General features: G+C 35.7%; 18 protein-coding genes and 2 pseudogenes. 8 read left to right on the top strand and 12 right to left on the bottom strand.

Going from position 1 to position 26133, the window contains the following annotated elements; all coding sequences use genetic code 11:
- The first annotated feature begins 49 nt into the window (after positions 1-49).
- The gene (gene ubiE / locus AACK98_RS01675) at positions 50-805 is read left to right on the top strand and encodes a bifunctional demethylmenaquinone methyltransferase/2-methoxy-6-polyprenyl-1,4-benzoquinol methylase UbiE (protein ID WP_339042514.1); all 756 of its coding nucleotides are present in this window, start codon (positions 50-52) and stop codon (positions 803-805) included.
- Between the two features lie 183 nt (positions 806-988).
- Positions 989-2072, top strand: a pseudogene (locus AACK98_RS01670) (IS481 family transposase).
- A gap of 226 nt (positions 2073-2298) precedes the next feature.
- Here the strand turns inward: AACK98_RS01670 and AACK98_RS01665 are convergent.
- The 6 genes from AACK98_RS01665 to gyrA all read right to left on the bottom strand — a co-directional run bounded on the left by AACK98_RS01665 (position 2299) and on the right by gyrA (position 8828).
- Positions 2299-2901: an L-threonylcarbamoyladenylate synthase gene (locus AACK98_RS01665; RefSeq protein ID WP_339041826.1), complete on the bottom strand. Its 603-nt coding sequence runs from the start codon at positions 2899-2901 to the stop codon at positions 2299-2301.
- A 496-nt stretch (positions 2902-3397) separates the two neighbouring features.
- Positions 3398-4435, bottom strand: a complete 1038-nt coding sequence (recA, locus tag AACK98_RS01660; protein ID WP_339041824.1) for a recombinase RecA — start codon at positions 4433-4435, stop codon at positions 3398-3400.
- Positions 4436-4886: 451 nt separating this feature from the next.
- Positions 4887-5342 (bottom strand): 50S ribosomal protein L9, encoded by a 456-nt coding sequence (gene rplI / locus AACK98_RS01655; RefSeq protein ID WP_339041822.1) that lies wholly within the window; start codon positions 5340-5342, stop codon positions 4887-4889.
- 35 nt (positions 5343-5377) lie between these two features.
- Positions 5378-5638, bottom strand: a complete 261-nt coding sequence (gene rpsR / locus AACK98_RS01650; RefSeq protein WP_339041820.1) for a 30S ribosomal protein S18 — start codon at positions 5636-5638, stop codon at positions 5378-5380.
- A 33-nt stretch (positions 5639-5671) separates the two neighbouring features.
- Positions 5672-6010, bottom strand: a complete 339-nt coding sequence (gene rpsF, locus AACK98_RS01645) for a 30S ribosomal protein S6 (RefSeq protein ID WP_339041818.1) — start codon at positions 6008-6010, stop codon at positions 5672-5674.
- 97 nt (positions 6011-6107) lie between these two features.
- Positions 6108-8828: a DNA gyrase subunit A gene (gyrA, locus tag AACK98_RS01640; RefSeq protein ID WP_339041816.1), complete on the bottom strand. Its 2721-nt coding sequence runs from the start codon at positions 8826-8828 to the stop codon at positions 6108-6110.
- A gap of 571 nt (positions 8829-9399) precedes the next feature.
- On the opposite strand from gyrA, the gene AACK98_RS01635 reads away from it, so the two are divergent.
- From AACK98_RS01635 to AACK98_RS01625, 3 genes are all read left to right on the top strand, one after another.
- Positions 9400-10410, top strand: a complete 1011-nt coding sequence (locus AACK98_RS01635) for an NAD(P)/FAD-dependent oxidoreductase (RefSeq protein ID WP_339042512.1) — start codon at positions 9400-9402, stop codon at positions 10408-10410.
- Positions 10411-10529: 119 nt separating this feature from the next.
- Positions 10530-11417 (top strand): bifunctional 5,10-methylenetetrahydrofolate dehydrogenase/5,10-methenyltetrahydrofolate cyclohydrolase, encoded by an 888-nt coding sequence (locus AACK98_RS01630; RefSeq protein ID WP_339041814.1) that lies wholly within the window; start codon positions 10530-10532, stop codon positions 11415-11417.
- Positions 11418-11463: 46 nt separating this feature from the next.
- Entirely contained in the window at positions 11464-12303 is an 840-nt protein-coding gene (locus AACK98_RS01625; RefSeq protein ID WP_339041812.1) for a YihY/virulence factor BrkB family protein, read from the top strand.
- 363 nt (positions 12304-12666) lie between these two features.
- On the opposite strand, the gene xth is transcribed toward AACK98_RS01625, so the two are convergent.
- Together xth and AACK98_RS01615 are read right to left on the bottom strand one after the other, a co-directional pair.
- Positions 12667-13452: an exodeoxyribonuclease III gene (gene xth / locus AACK98_RS01620; protein WP_339041810.1), complete on the bottom strand. Its 786-nt coding sequence runs from the start codon at positions 13450-13452 to the stop codon at positions 12667-12669.
- A 312-nt stretch (positions 13453-13764) separates the two neighbouring features.
- Positions 13765-15291 (bottom strand): hypothetical protein, encoded by a 1527-nt coding sequence (locus AACK98_RS01615; protein WP_339041808.1) that lies wholly within the window; start codon positions 15289-15291, stop codon positions 13765-13767.
- 399 nt (positions 15292-15690) lie between these two features.
- Here AACK98_RS01615 and AACK98_RS01610 point away from each other — a divergent pair, with 399 nt between their 5' ends.
- Together AACK98_RS01610 and AACK98_RS01605 are read left to right on the top strand one after the other, a co-directional pair.
- Entirely contained in the window at positions 15691-15984 is a 294-nt protein-coding gene (locus tag AACK98_RS01610) for a hypothetical protein (RefSeq protein ID WP_339041806.1), read from the top strand.
- Entirely contained in the window at positions 15953-16348 is a 396-nt protein-coding gene (locus AACK98_RS01605; RefSeq protein WP_339041804.1) for an IS1 family transposase, read from the top strand. Before AACK98_RS01610 ends, AACK98_RS01605 begins: the two co-directional genes overlap by 32 nt.
- A gap of 302 nt (positions 16349-16650) precedes the next feature.
- Here the strand turns inward: AACK98_RS01605 and AACK98_RS01600 are convergent, their stop codons facing one another.
- Both AACK98_RS01600 and ftsZ read right to left on the bottom strand, forming a co-directional pair.
- A complete protein-coding gene (locus tag AACK98_RS01600) occupies positions 16651-19143 on the bottom strand; it encodes a valine--tRNA ligase (protein ID WP_339041802.1) in 2493 nt (830 codons plus the stop codon).
- A gap of 547 nt (positions 19144-19690) precedes the next feature.
- Positions 19691-21073, bottom strand: a complete 1383-nt coding sequence (gene ftsZ / locus AACK98_RS01595; RefSeq protein WP_339041800.1) for a cell division protein FtsZ — start codon at positions 21071-21073, stop codon at positions 19691-19693.
- 797 nt (positions 21074-21870) lie between these two features.
- Here ftsZ and AACK98_RS01590 point away from each other — a divergent pair.
- Positions 21871-22864: pseudogene (locus AACK98_RS01590) on the top strand (IS481 family transposase).
- A gap of 260 nt (positions 22865-23124) precedes the next feature.
- On the opposite strand, the gene AACK98_RS01585 reads toward AACK98_RS01590, so the two are convergent.
- Positions 23125-24246: an efflux RND transporter periplasmic adaptor subunit gene (locus tag AACK98_RS01585; RefSeq protein ID WP_339041798.1), complete on the bottom strand. Its 1122-nt coding sequence runs from the start codon at positions 24244-24246 to the stop codon at positions 23125-23127.
- Positions 24247-25332: 1086 nt separating this feature from the next.
- On the bottom strand, positions 25333-26112 hold the full coding sequence (locus tag AACK98_RS01580; protein WP_339041796.1) for an outer membrane beta-barrel protein: 780 nt from the start codon (positions 26110-26112) through the stop codon (positions 25333-25335).
- Positions 26113-26133 lie beyond the last annotated feature (21 nt).

Raw genomic sequence — 26133 nt, 5'->3', positions numbered from 1 at the left:
TAGCAGCCGAGATGATGATCACATCTCAAAAAATTGCGATGATGATGATTTGCAAAAACGCAATGTCACAGATGGTGTCTATTTTGGCTTTGAACAAGTAGATAGCAACACGAAAGCATCTAAAGTGCAGAAAGTTTTTTCTGATGTTGCAACTCAGTATGATTTGATGAATGACATAATGAGTTTTGGGCTGCATAGAGCCTGGAAGAATGAGTTTATCTCCTTGATCCCTGCAAAACGTGGAAAAGTACTATTGGATCTTGCAGGTGGCACTGGAGATATAGCTTGCAGATTCTTGGATAAAGGTGGAGCAAGAGCTGTTGTATGCGATAGCAACCTTGATATGTTGCAAGTAGGAAGAAGAAGATGTATAGATTCAGGCTTGCACTATAAATCTATCAATTGGGCCCATGGTTCTGGTGAATCCTTACCGTTTAATGATAACACATTTGACTGCTGCACCATATCTTTTGGCATTAGAAATTTCACTGATATAAATGCTGCCCTCTTAGAAGTGCATAGAGTCTTGAAACCGTGTGGCATGTTTCTATGCCTGGAGTTTTCACATATAAAAAATGAAGTGTTAAATGATATCTATAACTTTTATTCGTTTAAAGTTATTCCTAAAATAGGCAAAGTAATTACAGGGCACTCTGAACATTACAAATACCTTGTTGAAAGCATAAGAAAATTTCCAAAAGCCAATAGTTTTGCTAGGATGGTTGAATCTGCTGGCTTTACGTCAGTCAACTATAAAAAACTCTGCTTTGGAGTTGTAGCAATTCACTACGGTTATAAGATATAGATAGTCGTTGTTTCATCACTCTTGAATTGAAGGATTGAGGTTGGCCTGCAAGCAATCTGGCTCACACTCAAGCCAGATTGCTTCGATAAAAGAAAAATTTTTACTCTTTCTAATTTATTTGTATTAGTCGACATTTTATCTTACATTTAGTAAATTAAATTAGTTATTAAATGGAGATAAGCAATGAACTTAAATCAAAAAATCATCAAACCGAAACTAGATTTACTTGAATTGGCAAAAAGCCTTGGTAGTATATCATCTGCATGTAAGGCAATGTGTTATAGTAGAGATAGCTATTACAGATTTAAAGAACTATATGAAACAGGAGGAGAAGAAGCGCTATACGAGATAAGTCGCAAGAAGCCAATAATCGCTAATAGAGTAGATCCTGCAGTAGAAAAAGCAGTAGTTGATATGGCGATGGAGTACAGCATATGGACAACTTAGAGTATCAAATGAGCTGAAGAAGAGTGGTATACTTGTTTCTCCTGGAGGAGTAAGATCGATTTGGTTACGTAATGATTTGAATAATATCAATAAAAGATTGAAAGCCTTAGAAGCTAAGATGGCCCAAGATGGTATTATATTGACCGAAGCACAGCTGCAAGTACTAGAGAAACGCCATAATGAAAAAGAAGCACATGGAGAAATTGAGACACAACATCCAGGTTATTTAGGTTGCCAAGACACGTATTATGTAGGCAATTTCAAAGGGATAGGAAAGGTTTATGCTCAGGTATTTATTGATAGCTACAGTAGATTTGCTGATGCTAAACTGTATACTGACAAAACTGCGATTACTGCTGCTGATATGCTAAATGATCGAGTGTTACCATGGTATGAGAGTCAAGGGATACCGATGCTTCGTATTCTTACAGATCGTGGAGGAGAATATAAGGGAAATATAGAACATCATGCTTTTGAGTTATTTCTCAGTATAGAAGGTATAGAGCATACAACAACTAAAGCATATTCACCTCAAACTAATGGTATGTGTGAACGTTTTAATAAAACTATGAAACAAGAATTCTTTGATACAGCTATGCGTAAAAAGATTTATACATCATTGGATGACTTGCAATTAGATCTTGATATTTGGTTAGAATATTTCAACAATGAAAGACCTCATTCTGGTAAATATTGTTATGGAAAAACACCTATGCAAACTTTTTTGGATAGTAAAAAGTTAGCTGTGGAAAAGAATAATGAAATCTTGCATCTCAGTTACATATCTGACAGTCAAAACTTAACTGACAAGCAGATATAAAATTTATAACTGTCTGTAAGATCAAATCTTGACTTCTACATTTTATTAAGATGGGTATACTATGGTAAATTAAGTTGAGGTTTGCGTATTAAAGAATTGAACCAAAGCATACATATGTTATTACTTTTTCCGAAAATCTTCGCTGTATGAGGATGGCATTTTCCTTTGAGTGTAACACACATCTATATATATGCGCAAACTTCAACTTAATTTACTATAGTATATATCACTCTAACGAATTTATAATCTTGCTTGAGCTTATGGCACCTTCTCTGATAATTTTTGGCTTGCCAGCCTGAAAACATACTATAGTAGATTGCTTGATTTCATATAGTGGTTCTTTATTTGATATAAAGATATCTATTTCATTTCCCAATACTTTCCTTATATCTTCTTCATATAATTGCGTTGTTTCACCAGATAAATTTGCACTGGTTCCAACAATAGGACGATTCACATTTTCTATCAGCTTCAATGCAAATTGGTTATTAGGTATACGTATCGCAATAGATGTCATACCTTGATACAAAGCTGGAGCAAGTGATGTATTGTTTGCTATAGGTAAAATAAGTGTTAAAGCACCTGGCCAAAAGGTTTTGGCCATCTTAAGAGCTGCTTCATTAAATATTGCGTAGCAAGTAGCTTGTTCTATATCTTTTACAAAGATTGGTAACGCTTTATTAAAAGGTCTATTTTTTAGTTTATATACATTTAAAACTGCCTTTTGATTGTAAGCATCACATGTGAGTGCATGAATAGTATCTGTCTCAATGACTATAATACTGCCAGATTTCAGTAGATCTACCGCTTTTTGTATAGAATATTGCATAAGTACTACTGGATTTATCCATTTAACTTATAGTTTGTTAACGCTATTGCGACCGTATACTGCATTATATACAATATTATTTATACTTCTTGCCATACTTTTCAAAATTGCTGTCGTCAAAACAGTCTAACTTCATATGTACACAAGTTAAATAGTCTATCCGTCAAAAATTACTTAACAAAATCCATAAGGTTGCCACTTTTTCTGCTGGACCTTCGGCGCATCATCATTGCTTGCAAGCCAAGATAAATCCTCAGCTTCTCAGAGTTATGACATAGGCGATTAAATACAACTCTTCATTTATAGAGAGATATCTTCTCCTAAAATGTAGTTATATTGCTAAATTCAAGCGAATGAAAATTTATTTTAAATACTCGTTTGCTATAACGCTTTAGCTATAATGCATATGTTACAAATATTGCATCATTTACAAGTGGAAATGTTAAATAACTTTAATTATTTTGTATATATAGAGTAATAAACATGATACAAATGGCTAGAATACGTTATTATCTTCCTCATTTGCTGCTGTGCCTGACATAGCATTACCTACTATGTCAGCTGCACTTCTAATCTTTTGCTCTATTTCATCTGCAATATTAGGATTATCCTTTAGATATTTTTTTGCGTTTTCACGCCCTTGACCTATACGATGTCCACCATATGAGTACCAAGCACCAGACTTTTCTATAACACCAGCATTTGCTCCAAGATCAAGAATCTCACCCAATTTTGAAATCCCTGCGCCATACATTATATCAAATTCAACAACTTTAAATGGAGGAGCGACTTTATTCTTCACAACTTTAGCTCTTGTCTGATTTCCTACAACCTCATCTTTTTCCTTTATACTACCTATTCTTCTAATATCTATTCTCACAGATGCATAGAATTTTAGAGCGTTTCCTCCAGTTGTAGTTTCTGGTGTGCCAAACATCACACCTATTTTCATTCTAATTTGATTGATAAATATTAGGATAGTATTTGACTTTGCAACGCTTGATGTAAGCTTTCTTAATGCTTGACTCATTAGCCTTGCCTGAAGTCCCATGTGATTATCACCCATGTCTCCTTCTATCTCTGCTCTTGGAACGAGTGCAGCAACACTATCTATGACAATCACATCAAATGCTGCAGACCTAACCAACGTATCTGCAATCTCTAAAGCTTGCTCACCAGTATCTGGCTGCGAAACAAGCAAATCTTCTATAACTACTCCGAGTTTTTTTGCATATCCAGGATCAAGCGCATGTTCTGCATCAATAAATGCGCAGCTGCCACCTTTTTTTTGAGCCTCTGCTATCACATGCAATACTAAGGTAGTTTTTCCCGAGCTTTCAGGACCATAAATTTCCACTATTCTTCCTTTGGGTAGACCACCTATACCAAGAGCTATATCTAGACCTAGAGAACCAGTTGAGATAGACGGTATATCAAGTGTTTCGCTACTCCCAAGCTTCATAATGGAACCTTTGCCATATGCTTTCTCTATCTGTGCTAGAGCAGCTTCGATCGCCTTCTGCTTTTCAGTCATTTTCTTCTTTCAGCTCTTTATGTTATCAATTAATGCATATTAAAAACATGAACGCTATTAATAGACTTGTAAGTCTGCTCGTCCAAAATATATTTGCGTAGCAGATATATTTTCGGAAAGTTAAATATACTAAAATCAGCTTGGAAGAAACCATAAGCTAATTTTTGAATATATAATTTGTCCTATACCTAGCAAACACCACTTAACAAAATCCATAAAGTGTTTTGCAATTGTGCCACTTTTTCTGCTGGACTTTCGGTGCATCATAATTGCTTGCAGGCAAAGATAAATCCTGCGCTTCAAAAGTTATGGTGCAACGACTTGTAAATAGCATCCATCCAAGATCAATGAACTGACTTATGCAAATACTTTTCTATACATAACGTAGTGATCATAACTTAGTACAAATAGCTTGTCTTAGTTAGTAACCATATCTTAGCACATAAAAATATTAATGTTCACTACGTACTACACTCATAGAAAATATAACAACAACATCTGGATGTAGCATTATTTTCACATCAAAAACACCCAAGCTTTTTATTCTTTGGTCTAACATTACGCTTTCTGAGCTCACCTTTGAACCCGTAGCAGTAAAAACAGCATCAACTATGTCACGCACGTTAACAGAACCATAAAGCCTACCATCTTCTCCAGCTTGTCTTGCTATCTTGATAGCAGTATTAGTACTCATGGAAGCAGCAATTTGCTCAGCTTGCTCTCTTAGTTCATTATTTTGCTGCTCAAGCATGGCACGTTGTTGCTCGAAAAAATCTTTATTTTTTTGAGTAGCACGTATAACTTTCTTCCTTGGGAATAGATAGTTTCTCGCATACCCCGCTGCAACATCTACAACATCACCAATATCTCCAAGGCGATACATCTTTTCGAGTAATATAACTTGCATTTTTATAGCTTCTATAAACTTGATATTTTAAAAAATTAAGTCGCGGTAAATGGCAATAAGGCTATCGCACGAGCACGCTTTATAGCCACTTTAAGCTCTCTCTGTTTCTTTGCTGAAACACCACTGATTCTACTAGGTAAAATCCTACCTTTTTCAGAAATATATTTAGTGAGAAGCTCTATGTTCTTATAACTGATTGCAGGAGCACCACTGACAGACAATGGGCATCTTTGTCTTTTGTTACCATGGTGCGTCTTGTTAAAGAGCACCGCATTTGAAATAGTCTCTTCTGTCATACTACAAACTCATTAAACTTTCATTTATTACAACTATTGGCTTACAGCTTCTTGTTGCGATAAAATAATAGAGGGTTGATCATCAAACTTTTTCATCTTAATCGAAAGATATTTTAGAACACTTTCGTTAATCTTAAAATTCCTCTCCAACTCCTGTATGGCAGAGGAATCAGCCTCAAAATTAAGCATTGTATAATGCGCTTTTTTATTTTTCTTAATTATATAAGCCAAAGTTCTTAAGCCCCAATACTCTCTCTTCAACAGCTTACCACCAAGATTTTCGACCATACTAACAAAATTATCGCCTGCTTTTGCGACATCAGCAGCTGAAATATCCTGACGCATTATAAAAACACACTCGTAAAAAGGCATCTTCTCCTCTTATTGACTCGATAAAAACAATAAGTACTTTTATATACTTTTTCATGATAAGGCAAGCACTAAATTACCACCGCACCCATAAAGTTTATTAAAGCTGCAGCTGAGCCCCGACATTTTGCTCTTCAGAATCGTCTTTAAGAGAATCTTTATCAACAACCTTTGTTACAGATATTACTTTCTCTTTGCTTGCAACAGAAATAATTTTTACACCGAGCCCTGCACGCCCACCTACTCTTATGGTACTACTTGCAATTCTTATTAATGTGCCAGACTCTGCCATTATTATCATTTCATCTGTATCTCCAACAGGAAATGTAGAAACCACCTTCCCGCCCTTGATTAGACTGTTTGGCGCATTTGCAATTCCACTGCCACCGCGCCTTGTTACTCTATATTCATATGCAGAAGTACGTCTTCCATAACCATTTTCTGTCACAGTACATAAAAACTCCTCGTTAACGGCAAAATATTTAAATTCCTCTACACTCAATTGTTCAACGTTATATTCTGAAAGTTTATGTTGCACTAGCATTGTAGATTCTACTGATGCAAACTCTCTGCGGATATCAAGTGGGATCTTCAGGTATTCATCTCGCTTAGCTTGCTCGATTTCTATTCCTTTTAACACAGCAATGGAAATTACATAATCATTTTGTTTCGCAAGTTTCACAGCTCTAACTCCGTCGGAAGTGCGACTTTTAAATACACGAATCTCAGTCACTGGAAATCTAATAGCCTTACCAAAACTCGTTGCTATTATTATATGGTCATCCTTCATACAAGACACAACGCCAACTAAGCTATCACCTTCGTCCATCCGAATCGCTATCTTTCCACCAGCATTAACATGTGCAAAATCAGATAGCAAATTGCGCCTAGCATTTCCTCCTTTAGTCGCAAATATTATGTATAAATCACTCCATACCTCTTTATCCTCAGGCATCGGCATAACATTTGTTATCTTTTCATCTGATGCAAGCTGTAGAATATTAATCAGCGCCCTCCCTTTGGATTGAGGAGTGCCTATTGGCAACTTATACACCTTAAGCTGATATACTTTACCAAAATTAGAGAAGAATAAAAGAACCGCATGAGTAGTCGTTGCAATAACTTCAGAGATCATATCATCTTCTTGCATCATCACACCAGAACGCCCCTTCCCTCCTCTCCTTTGTGCTCTATAGGTATTCAGTGGAACGCGTTTTATATAACCACTCTGTGTAATGGTAACAACCATCTCTTCCAGCTGAATTAGATCTTCATCATCAACATCAGCTTCATTCTCCAGTATTGTGGTCCTACGCGGTGTCGCAAATTTCTCTCTAACCTCTACGAATTCAGATTCAATTATCTGTAATAATCTCTCTCTTGAACCTAATATTTCCAAGTAATCTGTAATTTCTACCGATAAAGTGCTCAAGTCATTTTCTATTTTATTCTTCTCAAGACCAGTTAATCTCTGTAGCTTCATGTCCAATATAGCTTGAGCCTGCTCAGCAGTTAGATAGCAGTTCTGCCCCTCAACTCTATTTCTAAAATCATCTACGAGTTTTAAAAGACCTATCACACCTGATGCAGGCCAAGACCTTTTCATCAAACTCACCTTTGCTTCTTGAGGATCATTTGCCGCCTTTATCATCGCGATAACTTCATCAATATTATCAACTGCAATAGCAAGACCTATCAATATATGAGCTTTATCTCTAGCTCTGTTTAACAAGAATTTAATCCTTCTTGTAACAACAGTTTCTCTGAATGTCACAAACTCACGCACTATATCCAGTACGTTCGTTACCATAGGCCTGCCATGCACAAGCGCAAGCGTATTGACACTGAAGCTGCTCTGCAGCTGTGTATTTCGATAAAGCTGATTTAATATAACATCTGGCACTGCTTCGCGCTTTAGCTCTATTACAACACGAATTCCTAGCTTGTTTGTTTCATCTCTAATTTCTGAAATTCCATCAATAGTCTTCTCTTTACATAACTTCTCTATTGCTTTAATCAGCTCAGCTTTATTAACTTGATATGGAATGGACGTTATAATAATAGCCTTTCGCCCTGAAATATCTTCAAATTTAGTCTCTCCTCTGAGAAGTATGCCCCCTTTTCCAGTACTTAGAGCTTGTCTAATTTTTGGGCTACCCAAAATCTCACCACCAGTTGGGAAATCCGGCCCTTTTATATAAGAAAGTACAGTATTGATGTCTATAGTGTTATCCTGCACATAAGCAATACAAGCGTCTAGAACCTCTCCCATGTTGTGTGGAGGAATATTGGTTGCCATACCAACTGCGATACCATTTGCGCCATTTACAAGGAGATTAGGAAATCTAGCAGGCAGCACTCTAGGCTCGGTTTCTGCGCCATCGTAGTTATCTTGAAAATCTACAGTGTCGCATCCAATATCTGTCATAAGCATTTCAGCGAGCTTCGTTAACCTAACCTCGGTATAACGCATCTGCGCAGGAGAATCACCATCTATAGAACCAAAATTTCCCTGCCCATCTATAAGCAAATCCCTAAGCGAAAAATCTTGGGCCATTCTTACCATAGAAGAATAAATTGGCGCGTCACCATGTGGGTGATATTTACTCATCACTTCACCGACTATTCTTGCGGACTTTCTATATGGCTTATCGCATGTATTGCCAGTGTCATACATAGCGTATAATATTCTTCTGTGCACTGGCTTTAGTCCATCTCTACAATCTGGAAGTGCACGGCTCACTATTACGCTCATTGCATAATCCAAATAGGAGCGCTGCATCTCCTCTTCTATTGCCACGGGCGTTACAGAATAATTCATTCTTATTTCCTATTTCTTGATTTTGCTTAGACGAGGGGATTCTAATCAAATGTTCAAACAAAATCAATCATTAGCTTACTTATATACGTTTGCTTTACACAAACTCAAATTTTTTATATGGCACTGCTTACAAAAGCGGGTAAATTGCTGTGATATCTTCAAGTGCTCTGTTTGAGTAAAGAAGACATCTGAATAATTGCTGCTCCATACGTGGAAATCAAGCAAATTTTAGTACATCAATCAAAATTTGACGAGTTGAAGGATGAACAAACAATTACGCAAATGTCTTTAACGTTAAATATTTTTTTAAGCAGAAATTGCAAAATTTTTATGAAGCTGTTATAAAGCCCACATGTGACACTGATTTATAACCAGTGTATAAAATAGCGTTAATGCACATGTAACGTAGTAATTTCAGAAAAGCTTCATAAAATAAAATGTTTATTCGTTCAGAGCTTGTAATATGGCTCATGCGAGAAGCTGATAAAACTTGTCAAAAAGACAAAGTTTAGCTGCCTATGTTATAGCGCTTTAGGTATATAAGCATTAGCAAATATCATTGGTGAATAGCATGACTTATAACTCAGATATTGTGGTAATAGGCGCAGGACCTGTTGGTCTTTTTGCGATATTCCAAGCCGGAATGCTTGGCATGAGATCTTTAGTTGTGGATTCACTTCCTCATGTAGGTGGGCAGTGCTCTGCTCTATATCCAGAAAAACCAATTTATGATATCCCTGGATATCCTAATATTCTAGCAGAAGAGCTAATTCAAAAGCTCTATGAACAATCTATGCCATTCTCTCCAAGATTTATCCTAGGACAATCGGTTGTTTCGTATGAAAAATCTGGAGAATTTTTCGTACTTAAGACAGATCTAGGCGATAAGATTCAAACAAAAGCTATCATAATAGCTGCAGGCTCAGGAGCTTTTGGCCATAATAAACCACCTATGCCTAATATAGAAGATTTTGAGGGGAAAAGCGTATTCTATTCGGTAAGAGATAGGAAGATCTTTAAAGACAAGACTGTGACAATTGCAGGAGGGGGAGATTCTGCAGTAGATTGGGCAATTTCACTTGCAGAGATAGCAAGCAAGGTCTACTTGATTCACCGTAGAAATAAATTTAAAGCCATGCAAGAGAGTATTAATAAGCTAGAACATCTAATAAAATTAGGGAATATAGAGCTGCTTGTGCCATATCAACTCGATTCACTTATAGGAAATGCTGGCTTCTTAAATGAGATAAGTATAGTAGATCTGGATAATCATACAAAAAGAATACACTCAGACTTCCTGCTGGCGTTTTTCGGGCTCTCTATGAATTTAGGCCCTATATTATCTTGGAACATAGATATGCAAAATAAACATATTAAAGTTATGCAATCAACAATGCAAACCAGTATAGATGGCATATTTGCCATTGGCGATGTCGTTGATTATGTAGGGAAGCTAAAGCTTATATTGACAGGATTTGCAGAAGCGGCTATTGCTGCTCATAGTGTATATAGGTTTATATATCCTGAAAAGGATATACATTTCGAACATTCTACAACAAAAGGTGTGAATCCGAAGCTATGATATCGCGATATCTATGCTGATTTTCAAGATTTTTTGTAGGAAAGTCAGGAATATTGCTTGAAATACGAAAAAAGTTGAATAAACTAACAGTGTTAGTACTTGCGTAATGGATATGAGATATGAAATTTACATGTAGCACAGTTGATGGAAAAGCGTTTGCCGCTAGCATACTGGAAAAATTAAAAGGCAATATAGCTTTTATTAAAGAAAGATATAATATCGTTCCAGGTCTTGCTGTCGTTTTAGTTGGGAATGATCCAGCTAGCGCTATATATACAAATAACAAAGTTAAAAATGCGCGTGCTATAGGAATTGCTTCTTATATACATCAGTTTGATAGTAGCATTTCAGAAGAGGAAGTGCTGAATCTGCTGCGTAAACTTAATGAAGACCCATTTGTTCATGGTATACTTGTACAACTTCCGTTGCCAAAACATATTGATACACATAAGATTTTTAATGTGATAAATCATCTAAAAGACGTAGATGGATTTAGTACTAATAATGTAGGACTTTTAAATTCATGGCAAAATTGTTTAGAACCATGTACTCCACAAGGTGTGTTATACTTATTGAAACAGAAACTTGGGCCTGATCTTTCTGGGAAGAGAGCTGTAGTACTTGGAAGATCACAAATAGTTGGAAGACCTATGTCATCTATGTTAATAAGGGAGGGTTGCACAGTCACGATAATGAACTCACATTCTAACAACCAAAAAATGGAATGTAGAATTGCTGACATATTAATATCTGCTGTTGGAAAACCTCACATGATAACAAGAGAGTGGGTAAAGGTTGGAGCTTACGTAGTGGATGTTGGTATACAAAAGGTAAAAGATAAACTTTATGGGGATGTAAACTTTGAAGACGTACAAAAAGTTGCAGGTTTTCTGACTCCAGTGCCAGGTGGTGTTGGACCAATGACAATAGCATGCCTTATGAAAAATACAATCAAAGCTACGTGTAAACAACACAATATTACTCTTGAAGCTAATGCAGATATTTAATATTGTAAAAAAAATTTGCAGTTTTTTACATTTAATAACAAAGAGCTTGGCAAAATCGTTTAACGATACCATAAAACACGATGGTATTGAACATGCTGGGTATCTAGCGTTTTTAATGATGTTAGCTATCTGTCCATTTCTTGTCTTTTTTGTCGCATTGCTTGGAAATGCAGGTTCAAGTATTAATCATGAGATCGTTGATGTACTGCTAAATATGATACTTGAAAGCTCATGGGCGCAGTTTATAGACATACTAAGACCGAGAATAATAGAGATAACGTCAACACCTCCACAGAGTCTTATTACACTTGCTATACTGAGCGCAATATGGACTGCATCTTCTATCTTTGAGGGCCTTAGGACTATACTTAATAAAGCTTATAGGGTCAAGCAACCGCCCGCATATATTTTCAGAAGACTACTCAGCATAATAGAATTCATGGTGCTAATAAGCACTACAATATTTGTACTAATAATTTTGGTAGTAATGCCATCCATATGGAGCGCGACTTCGAGTTTTTTACTAGAATATTTTCCAGAAATCGAAAATTATAAAATAATCAAGTTGATTAGGATAGAAGCACCTAAGATGAGATATGTAGTAGTTGCAGTATCAAGCTTTGTTTTTATATCTTATATATACTACTTTCTTCCCAACAGAAAACACAAATTGATATACACTTTTCCAGGCACTTTCGCTGTTATGATTGCTTGGTCAGGATTTACTATGATATTTAAATATTACGTGAAAAGTTTTCCACAGATTAGCTTGATATATGGAAGTATAGCAGGCGTTATAATAGCACTTCTTTATTTCTATGCTTGTAGTCTCATACTGATATATGGTGCTGAATTGAACTATAATATAGAGCACAGACGCAGCTAAATATTCTATATATAGTAAATTAAGTTGAAGTTTGCGCATATATATAGATGTGTGTTACACTCAAAGGAAAATGCAATCCTCATACAGCGAAGATTTTCGGAAAAAAGTAATAACATATGTATGCTTTGGTTCAATTCTTTAATACGCAAACCTCAACTTAATTTACCATAGTCAAGGAAGTTAGGGAGTCGCTTGCTCTGAATTCTTAAAATGGAGGATTTATATTGGCCTGCAAGCCATTATGAGGCACAAAAGTCCAGCAAAAAAAGTGGCAAAATTGCCAAAAACCTTATGGATTTTTAACTTTCCGCAAAAATTGATTTGCGCAACAAATCGATTTTTGATAGACAGACTACCTAAGTTCTAGCTTGAAATAGATAGCAGCACTGGTGCATGGTCTGAAGGTCTTTCTAGATTTCTAAACGAGCTATCTATGTCAACACTATTTATCAAATCTGCAATGCCAGGAGACACTAGCAAATAATCTATCCTCATTCCTTTATTCTGTTTCCAGGATCCTGCTCTATAATCCCACCAACTAAACGATTGTTGATCTGGATGAGCTGCTCTGAATGCATCCACCATACCATTATTCAAAATAGCACGAAATCTTCTCCTCTCCTCAGGATGAAAACACACTTTTCCATCTAAGGCACCAGGGTTATAAACGTCTATATCTTCTACTGCGACATTAAAATCACCACCCATAATAATCTCCATACCTTGTTTTCTCATGTCTTGAATATGATGCTTCAGTGCTTCAAGAAATTCTAATTTATAAGCAAATTTCTCAGACTCCAGTTCACCACCGTTCGGTACATAAACAGACGATATGACAGTACCGCGGTTATTCACCGGGACAAAACACTTGATATATCTAGCATCACCATTCTTCTGATAACTTTTCATACCAAGCTTTACATCTTCAATCCTACACTTACTAAGTATAGCAACACCATTATATGACTTTTGACCAAAGACCTGTATATTATATCCAAGGTGGTCTAACTGATCATAAGGAAACTTCTCTGTTATACATTTCAACTCTTGAAGCAAGATTATATCAGGATTATGTTTTTCGATTAGCAATATTAAATGTGATAAGCGCGATGTTACAGAATTAACATTCCATGCTATTATTTTGGTCATCTGTCTAAAATTATACAATAGTTAAAAAATTCAAATTGGTTGTGTGTATTTAGAAAATATCGATATCGCAATAGACCTCTTTCGAAACTCTACTTCCTTGTGAGAACTGGTGCGTTGATTTCGTGCTCGGATCCTCAATGTTATCAAATACACTCCGGTCCTTCTTGCGCCTAAATCTCATGCCATTTCTCTGCTAGAAGCTAGTTTCGAAAGAGGTCTAATATAATAAGCTAGTTAAGAAATGTAGCATACTAACACATTTAGTATTACATTTTGATGCAAAATACACATCTTTCTAATGTAATAAATACTTCAGTTTAGCACTTTTAAAAACATAGCCGATTCAAGCGCAAGAATTGCACTTGAGATTAATGCTAAAATGCTGTCAAGATGCTCTTGACTTACAGCACTGATATTAAAAGATATAACTTCTTCAGTAACTGCGCTTCTTATATTCCAACTTAAGTTTTTATTCGCAACTCTAATTCCATCAAAATATTCGAATTCTATTCCGAGAATTGTTAAATAACTTTTGATGTTAAATAACATAAGCAGCCTTAATTTTTCATCAATAGGTATACGAATTTCCTCTGTCTTTATAATATGAGAGATTGGCTCTAATATACGCTCGAAATCATACCCTAGTAAAAAAAGCTCATATATTTTATATGCAGCAATGAGCGCATCATCACATATATAACGTTTTAAATTAAAAAATATATGTCCACTCATTTCTGCAGCTATTGTGATACCATCTTCCTTCATCTTATTTTTGATTTTAGAGTGCCCTGGTTGCCATATCACAACGTCACATCCCAAGTTTCTTATTTGATCAATTACAAATTGGTTCATACGTACGTCAACTAAAACTTTGTTCCCTGTACCGTTTAGTATCATATCATGAGCAATTAACAAAAGGATGTGATCGCCGTATAATATACGTCCGTTTTTTAGGACTATTCCTATCCTATCTCCATCACCATCAAAACATATTCCAAAATCACAGTTTTTTTCGCGTATAAATGCAGATAATTGTTCTAAGTTCTTTGCACATGTAGGGTCTGGAAGATGATTTGGAAAATTACCATCTATTTTAGAATTCAATAAAAAATGCTCTCCAGGCAATCTTTTAATGAATTCTGGCATTATGTTACACATAGTACCGTTTGACAGATCCCAAGCTATCGATAATTTACGTTTTACAGCTGGAATTTTATTTGTAAACACACTGTTTAAATATGCTTTGCCAATCTCAAGTTGCCCCGAAGAATTGCCGAACGACTCTGCCAAATCACTAGATTGAAAATTTAACTTATTCAAATGTACGCTTGAAAGATCTGCATGCAAACTGCAGGTTATAGCTTCTTGCTCGTGCAATTTTATCTTACTATCTTTCCCTTCACTCCAAATATTGCCCAGCAAAAAATCTCTCATTCTATCTAAGAAATCTTCTGCAGCATATGACATATTGTATATAATCTTGAGCCCGTTATATTCTTTTGGATTATGTGAGCCTGTAATCATGATGGCAACGCCTATATTATCAATATTATATGCTGACCAATAAAGCATAGGAGTTGAGCATATTCCAATATCAACAATATTTCCTCTTTGACTATTCCTTGAATATCCGCATTCCATAAGTCCATAAAGCAATGCTTCTCTAATGATAGGAGAACTTAATCTGCCATCATAACCTATGCATATGTTTTTATGAGCTATTCCATCATCCAGAGTAAAATGAGAAATTGCTCTTGCAATTGCTGTTATATCAGATTCACCAAAGTCTTTCTTAAATACTCCTCTAATATCGTATTTTCTAAATATGTTCCTATGCATTAAAAAAGATCAAAAAGTATAACATATAAATTTAAAGCTCATTGTCAATTTTTGTCACTCCATATGCTTTATATGGTTTCTTTGTATTGTTTCTAAAACTTGTTTAAAGAAGAAGAGAGCTGTCATTAAGATTCTTCTTATTACTTCATAGTTGTTGCGCCTGAATTCTCAAAAGGCAGAATTTATCTTGGTAATAAGTAATTATTATACACCGAAAGTCCAGCAGAAAAAGTGGCAAAATTACCAAAAACGTTAGTTTCTGAGTTAAATATTATGAGAGTTTTCACAATTAGATAGAAGTATGATATGATCACTTTTTTAAAAACTAAAGAGTGGTTTTATGGTTTGTTGTAAGGGATGTTGCTCTGATATCTTTGTAAAGAATGGCATTGTGAGGGGGTGTACAGCGTTATAAGTGCAGATCATGTTCTAAATTTTGTTGAGGGCGATCTGGGCAAGAAGCCTCAAACAGCTGTTAAGAAAGCATTATGCGTTATGCTATATAGTCTTGGTAATGGCTCTTTTTCTATGTTATGCAAGATATTATGGCATTCGCCGTCCATAATTTATCGCTGGGTAGTAGAGGTGATGGGCAAGACTCAGGAGCCAGGTGTCTCTTCGGATATTATGGAGATGGAATTCGACGAGATGTGGCATTTTATTGGTTCAAAAAAACAAGCTTTGGATCATTAAGGCAGTTGATCGTAGTACAAGGAGAACAGTTGCCTGGGTTACAGGCAATCGTGATACTGCAACATTCCAAAAGCTCTACAACAAAGTGAGTCATCTGAAAGAATGTCATTTTTATACGGATGATTGGGATGCTTTTTCTAAAATTTTACCCAAAGAGCGTCATACAATTGGAAAGTCTGGCACAGTATGTATCGAGAGAGATAATAGCAACACGCGACATCATTTATGCCGAATGACACGGCACACTAAAATCGTTTCTAAAAAAGAGTCAATGGTATACGGATCCATCAAGCTTTGGTGCGCTCTTACTATTACACAAATATTCAAACAATATCAAGAACAGCTCTTATCTATCTTTATGTGAAAACTCTCAATATTATATATATTTAACTCGGAAATTAACGAAGTAATACTTGAAAATCAGGCCAAAGGAGTCTGCGCAAGTGGCTTGGCCAGCAGTGCCTAAAAATATTTGCTAAGTACAGGACAAATTATATATTTGCAAATTAGCCCAGGGCAGTGCTAAAAGCTAATTTTTGTACATTTCACTTGTCACAAAAATTGATTTGCGCAAGCAAATAAATTTTTGACGGACAGACTACATAATACTTTCAAAATTGGTGACTTTAAAATGCTCTTTGTATATTTAACCCTGCGGTATACTTGCTATGCGTAAGCTGCTACCTCCTCAGTATAAGTGCTAATACTAACACCGAAATTAGCGCAATCTGACATAATCATATCAGAACGAGCAACCTGCAATATCTCAACTACTCCAGCGTGCGTGGCATTTTTTAGATCCTGCAATAGAGAATCTGAAATCTTTGGTCCAAAAATTTTCAATACAGAAACTTTATGATTCAGTGCAAGGTTTGCAAGAGACTTTGCCTTTCTAACAAGCTCAAGCAACTTCAATACTTTTTCTCCATCATCTAATTTATCACTAAAAAATACGTAATCATCGAGCATTGGCCAAGATTTTTGAGCGTGTACAGAGCCAGAATACGGAAAGAGCTGTGCGTTTAATTCTTCTGTAATGTGTGGAATAAACGGTGCAAAAAGCCGCAGCATGGTATATATGCAAAAATACATAGTATAAACTGCACTCCTCTTTCCAACCTCATCTTTATTAGCAGAATCATAGATACGAACTTTTACAAGTTCAACATAGTTATCACAAAAATCTTTCCAAAAAAACTCTTCAGCTACTTGCCTTGCCTCAGAATATTCAAAATTCTCAAATGCCTTAGTTGCCTCATGAACAACTCGTTGAAGTTTTGATAAGATCCAAAGATCAAGGTCACAATTAATGATTTCAGATTGCAATGCAGTAGTTGCAGTAACTTTGTTATCAAAATTACTAAAAGATGAAAAATGCAGCGCAAAAAATTTGGATGCATTCCAAAGCTTAGTGATCAACTTTTTGCCTATTTTAAAGGCTTCTTCCGAATAAGCAATATCAGCACCAAGTTTAGAACAAGAAGCCCAGTAACGCACCACATCAGCGCTCTTTTCCACTATTAATTCTTGTGGAGTCACTATATTCCCCTTTGATTTACTCATCTTCTGACCGTCTTTGGCAAGACACCAGCCACTTATCATTACATTTTTCCATGGAATGGAATCTTCATGATGATGAGACTTTACAATCGTACAAAATGCCCATGTTCTAATAATCTCATGTGCCTGTATTCTAAGATCTGCTGGATAAAGTTTTTTGTGGCGCTTGTAATCTACAGCATAATCTTTTGTGATAGCTTTGCTTGAAATTTGTGGAGTGAGTGCACTGGTTGCCCACGTATCCATAATGTCAGTTTCCGCAATCACCTCATCCCCTCTATAACCAACTGGCAGATCAATAGAAGGATCTACAGGCAGTTGTTCTATATCCGGAAATAATACTTTCCCTTCTTCTCCACTCCTCTTTGAATACCAAACTGGGAAATTAATCCCAAAATACCGCTGTCTTGATATGCACCAATCTTGATTTAGTCCATTAATCCAATTTTCAAGGCGCACTCTCATATAAGAAGGATGCCAATTACACAGATTTGTTTTTTCAAGCAGCTCCTTTTTATAATCAAGTATTGAGATATACCACTGGTTCGTCAGAATAATTTCAAGGGCTGCACCGGACCTTTCTGCACATTTTACTGAATGCTTTATTTCAACTTGTGATCTAATCACATTTCTTTCTGCTAGCAACTCTAAAATTTTAGCACGCGCTGCAGAAACTGTCATTCCATCTAGAATGCCAGCATTTTGCATACAGCCTATCTTAGATATACAAGACTTAGCATCTAGATTATAACGCTGATACCACCTTACATCCTGTATATCACCAAAAGTGCAGCACATAACAAGGCCACTGCCCTTTTCCATATCAACTTCACTGTCGGCGATGAAAGGAACTTTAAAGTTAAATATTGGTACTATTGCATTTTCACCTTCTAAATTTTGAAACCTAGAATCTTCTGGGTGGTAGAATACTGCAACACAAGCTGGTAGCAGCTCTGGACGAGTAGTTGCAATCAATATTTCACCACCACTTTCTTTACTGAACGCGATCTCAGAAAATATGGCACTTTTTTCTTTATCTTCTATTTCCGTTTGTGCAATAGCAGTTTTATCTACCGGGTCCCAGAATGTAGGAGCATATTTCTTTATCAGAAGACCTTTATTGTATAGGTCTAGAAATGACATTTGCGAAAGTTTTGCAGTAGAATCACTAACAGTTTGATATGTCTCATTCCAATCAAAACTTAGTGCAAGTGCTTCAAACAGAGTCCTAAATTCTAATTCCGCATCTCTAATTACCACCTGACACATCTGATTAAATTGCTCTTTAGTGAGAGATGAAGCTTTAACTCCATTTATCTTCTCAACTAAGCGCTCAGTGGGAAGCCCGTTATCATCAAAACCTATCGGATAAAACACAGTCTTGCCGATCATTCTTTGAAATCTTGCAACAAAGTCTGCCTGCGTATAACTAAAAACATGCCCCATATGTAGCATCCCAGAGACAGTGGGCGGCGGTGTATCTATCACAAACGTCTCGCTCCTATCTAGCGTGCTGTCCCACTTATATATCTCAGACTTCCGCCAATTTTCTTGCCATTTCTTTTCACTAATTTGTGGTTTATAGTTTTCACTTAACATATGTTACACTTATTCGATCATTAAAAACGAGCCAATCCTTATTATAAGGCCTTTGTATAATTGCAAGTCCTTCTGTCATAAATCAAATTTTAGTTTAGTGCATCAATCAAAGTAGTGCTAAGCACAAGCAATTCAAGGTGCAAGTAAAGCGCCATTGCTTTAGTGAGCGAAGACAAAATCTTTGTTTATATATGCTTTAAGAACGAATTCCCAGTCTGGCAATCAAGAAAAATCTGACAAGAAACCACGCAATCAGAGTATTTGTGAGAAAATTTCAAAACAAATATAACTTTATATTTCTCTATGCAACCTCTAAATAAAACAACAAAGTTATAGTACTTTTAGACACTAAAAAATGCAAAACAGTCTATTATCTCATAGAAACTAATCAAATCAAGCAAATAACTTACAACTATCACGGTCACTCAACGAGTATAGACACCCAAATCATGTAAATCAAGAAATATAGCTTCAAAACAGCAAAAAATGTATTGTTGAAAAAATCTAAAAACATCAACAATGATGCAATATGGGGTTTTATGCGCTTTTATTTATTCTTTTTTCGCAAAAACGCAGGAATTTCAAACAAATCCTCTTTATACTCTTCTTTATTATGCGTTTGTTCTGAATCATTTTTGCCAGATATGACCTGCTCACTTCCACCAAATATTCTGCCGAATGTCCCAGAAATTTTAACATCACTTGGCGCTGCAGATTTTGTTTGAGAAACAGATTCATGGTTATCAAACTCTTCTGGATCTATCGCTTTTGGAGGGATAAAGACACTTTTTTCAGAAATGGTAGTATTTGCCACACTGTTCAGTGATATTTTTTCAAAGTCATGCTTTTGTGTTTGTGTATTTGCAGAATCAAGGAGGCTTGGCTGCTGTGTTTTCGCGTACTTTACATCTTGTCCATCTACTCTATTTTGTAGTTGAACAGGCGACGTAGCACTAACGCTGCCCTTACTATCTATACCAGTTGCAACTACAGATACTCTAATTCTTCCCTTCAAAGATTCATCAAAAGCGGAACCAAATATTATATTTGCAGAAGCATCTACCTCTTCTTTAATACGGTTTGCAGCCTCATCAACCTCAAAAAGCGTCATATCTGTGCTGCCCGTTATATTTATCAATACACCTTGCGCTCCATTCATAGAAGAATTATCTAAAAGCGGATTAGAGATTGCTGCTTCTGCTGCCTTGATTGCACGATCCTGTCCTTCCGCTTCACCTGTCCCCATCATAGCTTTACCCATTTCTTGCATTACTGCTTTGATATCTGCAAAATCGAGATTGATGAGACCTGGCATTGTAATTAGATCTGTTACGCCACGTACACCTGACTTTAAAACATCATCTGCCATTTGGAAAGCTTCTCCAAATGTGGTTTTTTCGTTTGCAACACGAAAGAGATTTTGATTTGGAATAACTATAAGTGTATCAACGTATCGACTAAGCTCTTCAAGGCCAAGCTCTGCAACTTTCATTCTCTTACTTCCTTCAAAGTGAAAGGGTTTTGTTACTACACCAACTACTATTATCCCCATTCTTTTTGCAATTTCAGCTATTACAGGAGCTGCGCCAGTTCCAGTTCCTCCACCCATACCAGCTGCAATAAATAGCATATGACAACCTTCAAGAGATGCTTCGATATCTGTTAAAGACTCTTCAGCTGCTATTTTTCCAACTTCAGGGTAAGAACCAGCACCAAGGCCTTTTGTTGAGCTTATGCCAAGCTGTATTTTATTTTCAGCTTTTGATGCTGCGAGAGCTTGAGCATCTGTATTAGCAACCCAGAATTCAACACCCATCAGCTGTGAATCTATCATATTATTTACTGCGTTACCGCCTGCACCACCTACTCCAAACACTATTAGTTTAGGCTTTAATTCGGTATGAGTTGGCAAGCTAATTTTTAAAGTCATCAGATTCTGTATAAAAAATAAAATAGTGAATGTATAAGTCTTGAAATTTTAACATAAAATATGAAAAATACATAGCGAGAGTCAGTTTCAAAAGCTAGAAAGTGCATCAATTCAAATTCAATTGCACTTAAAAATTTAGCATTACTGCTCTTCTAAGGATTGCTATATAACGGATTTTTTATATATAATACACATAATTTATACGCTCACTTTTAAAAATTATTTGGTAAGCATTAGGTCATTGCACTAAAAGTGATTTGGAGCGAAAATAAAATAATATTTATGTAGTAAGTTTTAGTTGAAATATGTAATCAGCAGCAATAGGCTTGTCAGAAAGAAAACACTTAATGCTGTAAAAAATTTAACATAATCAATAACACATGTATGCCGTAGTGAGCAACCTATAACATTTATACATATAATTACAATACCAAGAAAATGCAAGAAATCTTATTATACTTAGCATAATGCCTCAGATTCTTTCGCGTGCAATCAATACCACTAGAACATAGGATATTGATTTCACGCAAAACAATAGATAAAATCTACATAACGTGAGTGTATAGCAGATTTTTTTACAATATAAAGAGGTGTATACTCACCATATTTTTCAAAATTGGCACATTTAAGAATGCTTTTTATGTGTATTAGTCGACATTTTATCTTATATTTAGTAAATTAAATTAGTTATTAAATGGAGATAAGCAATGAACTTAAATCAAAAAATCATCAAACCGAAACTAGGTTTACTTGAATTGGCAAAAAGCCTTGGTAGTATATAATCTGCATGTAAGGCAATGTGTTATAGTAGAGATAGCTATTACAGATTTAAAGAACTATATGAAACGGGAGGAGAAGAAGCGCTATACGAGATAAGTCGCAAGAAGCCAATAATCGCTAATAGAGTAGATCCTGCAGTAGAAAAAGCAGTAGTTGATATGGCGATAGAGTACAGCATATGGACAACTTAGAGTATCAAATGAGCTGAAGAAGAGTAGTATACTTGTTTCTCCTGGAGGAGTAAGATCGATTTGGTTACGTAATGATTTGAATAATATCAATAAAAGATTGAAAGCCTTAGAAGCTAAGATGGCCCAAGATGGTATTATATTGACCGAAGCACAGCTGCAAGTACTAGAGAAACGCCGTAATGAAAAAGAAGCACATGGAGAAATTGAGACACAACATCCAGGTTATTTAGGTTGCCAAGACACATATTATGTAGGCAATTTCAAAGGGATAGGAAAGGTTTATGCTCAGGTATTTATTGATAGCTACAGTAGATTTGCTGATGCTAAACTGTATACTGACAAAACTGCGATTACTGCTGCTGATATGCTAAATGATCGAGTGTTACCATGGTATGAGAGTCAAGGGATACCGATGCTTCGTATTCTTACAGATCGTGGAGGAGAATATAAGGGAAATATAGAACATCATGCTTTTGAGTTATTTCTCAGTATAGAAGGTATAGAGCATACAACAACTAAAGCATATTCACCTCAAACTAATGGTATGTGTGAACGTTTTAATAAAACTATGAAACAAGAATTCTTTGATACAGCTATGCGTAAAAAGATTTATACATCATTGGATGACTTGCAATTAGATCTTGATATTTGGTTAGAATATTTCAACAATGAAAGACCTCATTCTGGTAAATATTGTTATGGAAAAACACCTATGCAAACTTTTTTGGATAGTAAAAAGTTAGCTGTGGAAAAGAATAATGAAATCTTGTATCTCAGTTACATATCTGACAGTCAAAACTTAACTGACAAGCAGATATAAAATTTATAACTGTCTGTAAGATCAAATCTTGACTTCTACATTTTATGTAGCAAGTCTGTCAAAAATCGATTTGTTATGCAAATAAATTTTTACCGAAAGTGAAATGTACAAAAATTAGCTTAGCAGCGGTATTGCCTAACATAAATTCTGTATTTCAAGAATTATGCGCAGGCAACTACAGAAATATCAGATGAGCAAGCAAAAATGCTGGTTTATGCGAAAAAGTCCTTTTTGAGCCATTTTAAGAAGACGCAGAAATTTTAGTTTTTCCAATCAAGTTTCGTTAACGGCTTTATATATGCATGCCCCAGCATTATAATATCAGCTTCCTTTGTAAGTCCACGTATCCATACTCCATCATCTTCTTCGTCAAGTAGTGTAATTTCACAAAATTGTACAATCTTATTAGAATCAACAATTTTGACACCTATTTTTCCATCGATATCGAGAGAAAGTGCAGACTGCGGGATTTTATGAGCTTCAACTGTGCTACCTAAGATAACAACATCTACGTCTTGACCATTAATATTTTTCGGAATTGAGCCATCAATGGTTATCTCAGCTCTAAAACTATTATTAGATGTATCTTTTACACTGCTAAGCAGTGTTACATTGCCATTAAGCTTAATGTTATCAAAATATACTAATGCTTCATCATTTAAGTTAATTTGTTTTCTATCATATTCAGAAAATTCTACTTTTACTATATTAGACTTGCCAGCAAAAAAAGACCCAACAACAGGAGTATTCATGCTAGCTGGGCCAGATATATAATCACCAACATGCGCAGATATATAATCAACATAACCATCAAATGGAGCGACAACTGACGAATTCTTTAGATCTAGCTCAGCTTTTACCAGCGTTGCTTTTGCTGAATGTAGGTCTGCTTGACTCTTCACGAGGTTTGCTTCGGATAATAACTTCTTTTTAAACAATATCTCAGATGCTCTGTAATCTATCTCAGCAGCTTTATAAGCAGCATTTGCTTTTTCCAAAAGTTCTGCATAGTTCTTTGAATCAATTGTCATTAATAATGTTCCTTCTTTTACAAACTGCCCATCTTGCACAAGAATTTCAGATACAATGCCGCTATCCTGAGCCATTAACGAAACGGCATCTTTTGCTCCTGCAATGCCACTTACTTTGACTACAGAATGCTTTTCCTGAGCTGTTGAATGTTCTATGCTATAAGCAGGATGTGGTACGGCTGCTTTCTTATCACCGCGATCACTAAAAACCGCACCAGATAACATCCAGAGTCCTAATAATACTACAGCTAGTATCGCATACCTTGATGCTTTATTCTTAGAACAATACCAACTGTGTATGGATATTATTCTCAACTTTAAAGATGAAAATAGTTGCTGCATATTTAGCATTTTGCCCATAAATTGCTGTTATAACATCAAACCCTTAGTCATATTATAATGTAAATTCTATAAATGTGTATGAGAAAAAGCTAGTGATGCTTTAAAATCATTACAGCACCAACTGTTTTATTGTATAGCGTATTTTAGCTATATTACTGTATAGTCTTGATGTTCAAAAAAAGCAGATTTTAGTGAATATATCTCTGATAAGTGAAGAATTGGTATTTATTATGCATATACTAAGTTATAGCAAATTCAACGAATAATAGCATATATTAGCAAATATTTTTAGAAAATTCTAGAAAGATTTGAGAGTTTAGCTGTACTAAAAGTACAGCGGCCAGTAGCACGCTTAAATTAAAAAAGACAAAGCTAAAGTAGAGCTATTTCGAAACTCTACTTCCTTGTGAGAACTGGTGCGTTGATTTCGCGGCTCGGATCCTCAAATGTTATCAAATACACTCTTGTCCTTCCTTGCGCCTAAATCTCCTGCCATTTCTCTGCCAGAAGCTAGTTTCGAAAGAGGTCTAGTGTTCTGTTATTTATGGAATTTGGTATTAGATTAGACTTCAAAAAGTACGCGCGCCAAAAGTCTCAGAACAAGCATGAAATGCTGCCTAGAGTGTCAAAATAGCGTTTTAAATCCGCAAAAAATGTTATAATAAACGCAAAAACCTTACGGATTTTGTGAAAGCAGTGTTTGCGTGGCATATGAGTAATAATCATATACAAAAATTAGCGCAGTGCTAAGTCCTGGGCTAATTTTTGCATATTTAACTTCTCCACAAAAATCGATTTGTTTGCGTATATAAATTTTTGGCGGATGGAGCAAAAAGAGTTAGTAAGAACTAAGTGAGGAATGCTGTATAATCAATAATAATGAACAGCCACATAAGGCGCTAATTTTGAAAAGTATGATGAGTGTGATGTCGGTTAAAGAGATGAGTTAAAGAGTTGATTTATCATTGGATATAAAAATCTTTGTTTTGTGTCTAATAGTTTTTTAGCAAGGTCATATTATAAAAAATAAAAAAGCGAGTCCTTGAAAAACAAGCACTCGCCTCTTCTATCAAATAACAGCTTCTAATAACACTATTAGAATGTCATTCTAAAACCAACTGTTACACTGTGAGTAAGCGCAGGTTTCAACTCATACTTAAATGTTGACTTAGGATCATTAGCAGTTGCTAACTCAAGCTTGTTTGTGCCAGTACGGCCATTCATAGCATAAGCTAAATCGATGTAAGCACCTCTAGAAACTTCAAACGCAACACCAACGCCAAGTCTGTAAGCAAATCCGAACTTATTAGATGTTTTAATATTAGAGATTTTGTCTGATTTGCCAGTTTCTGTATAACCTGCAAGAGCTTGTACTAAATCGCTATCATCAAGCGTCGCACTTCCATAAGCTGCGCCTAAACCAGCCATAACGAACGGAGTAAATGCAGAACCTGTGTTGAAATCGTAGTAAGCATTTGCCATTACAGCAAAGTTTTTAGAGCTACTTTTGAACTGCTGCTTAATATATTTATCTGCATTATCTTTAAGAGCAAGCTCATGTGTCGCGCTTTTAGAAGCATAGCTCAGCATAAGATCTGTTCTTACTTCATCAGAAATATAATAACCGAAAGTTACATCACCAATAAAACCTTTGCTGAATACATTTGAGCTAGGTGATAATTCCTTTGTATCAGCAGCAATTTTATACTTGCCGCCAACTGTCAAAGCAGCACTGCTACTTAAGCTAAATTTGTCTTTGCCCATTCCATAACCAGCATCTGCTTTAAAATACATTTTGCCAGCTTCACCAGCACTTGCAATGCTAGCAGATGCAACTGCTGCACTCACACTTAACAACGTAAGAAATTTTTTCATGTTTCCTCTAAAATAGATAAG

This window comes from Candidatus Lariskella endosymbiont of Hedychridium roseum, from assembly GCF_964020185.1.
In the GTDB taxonomy this organism is placed as follows: Bacteria; Pseudomonadota; Alphaproteobacteria; order Rickettsiales; family Midichloriaceae; genus Lariskella.
This window is presented reverse-complemented; position numbering and strand designations above follow the sequence as displayed.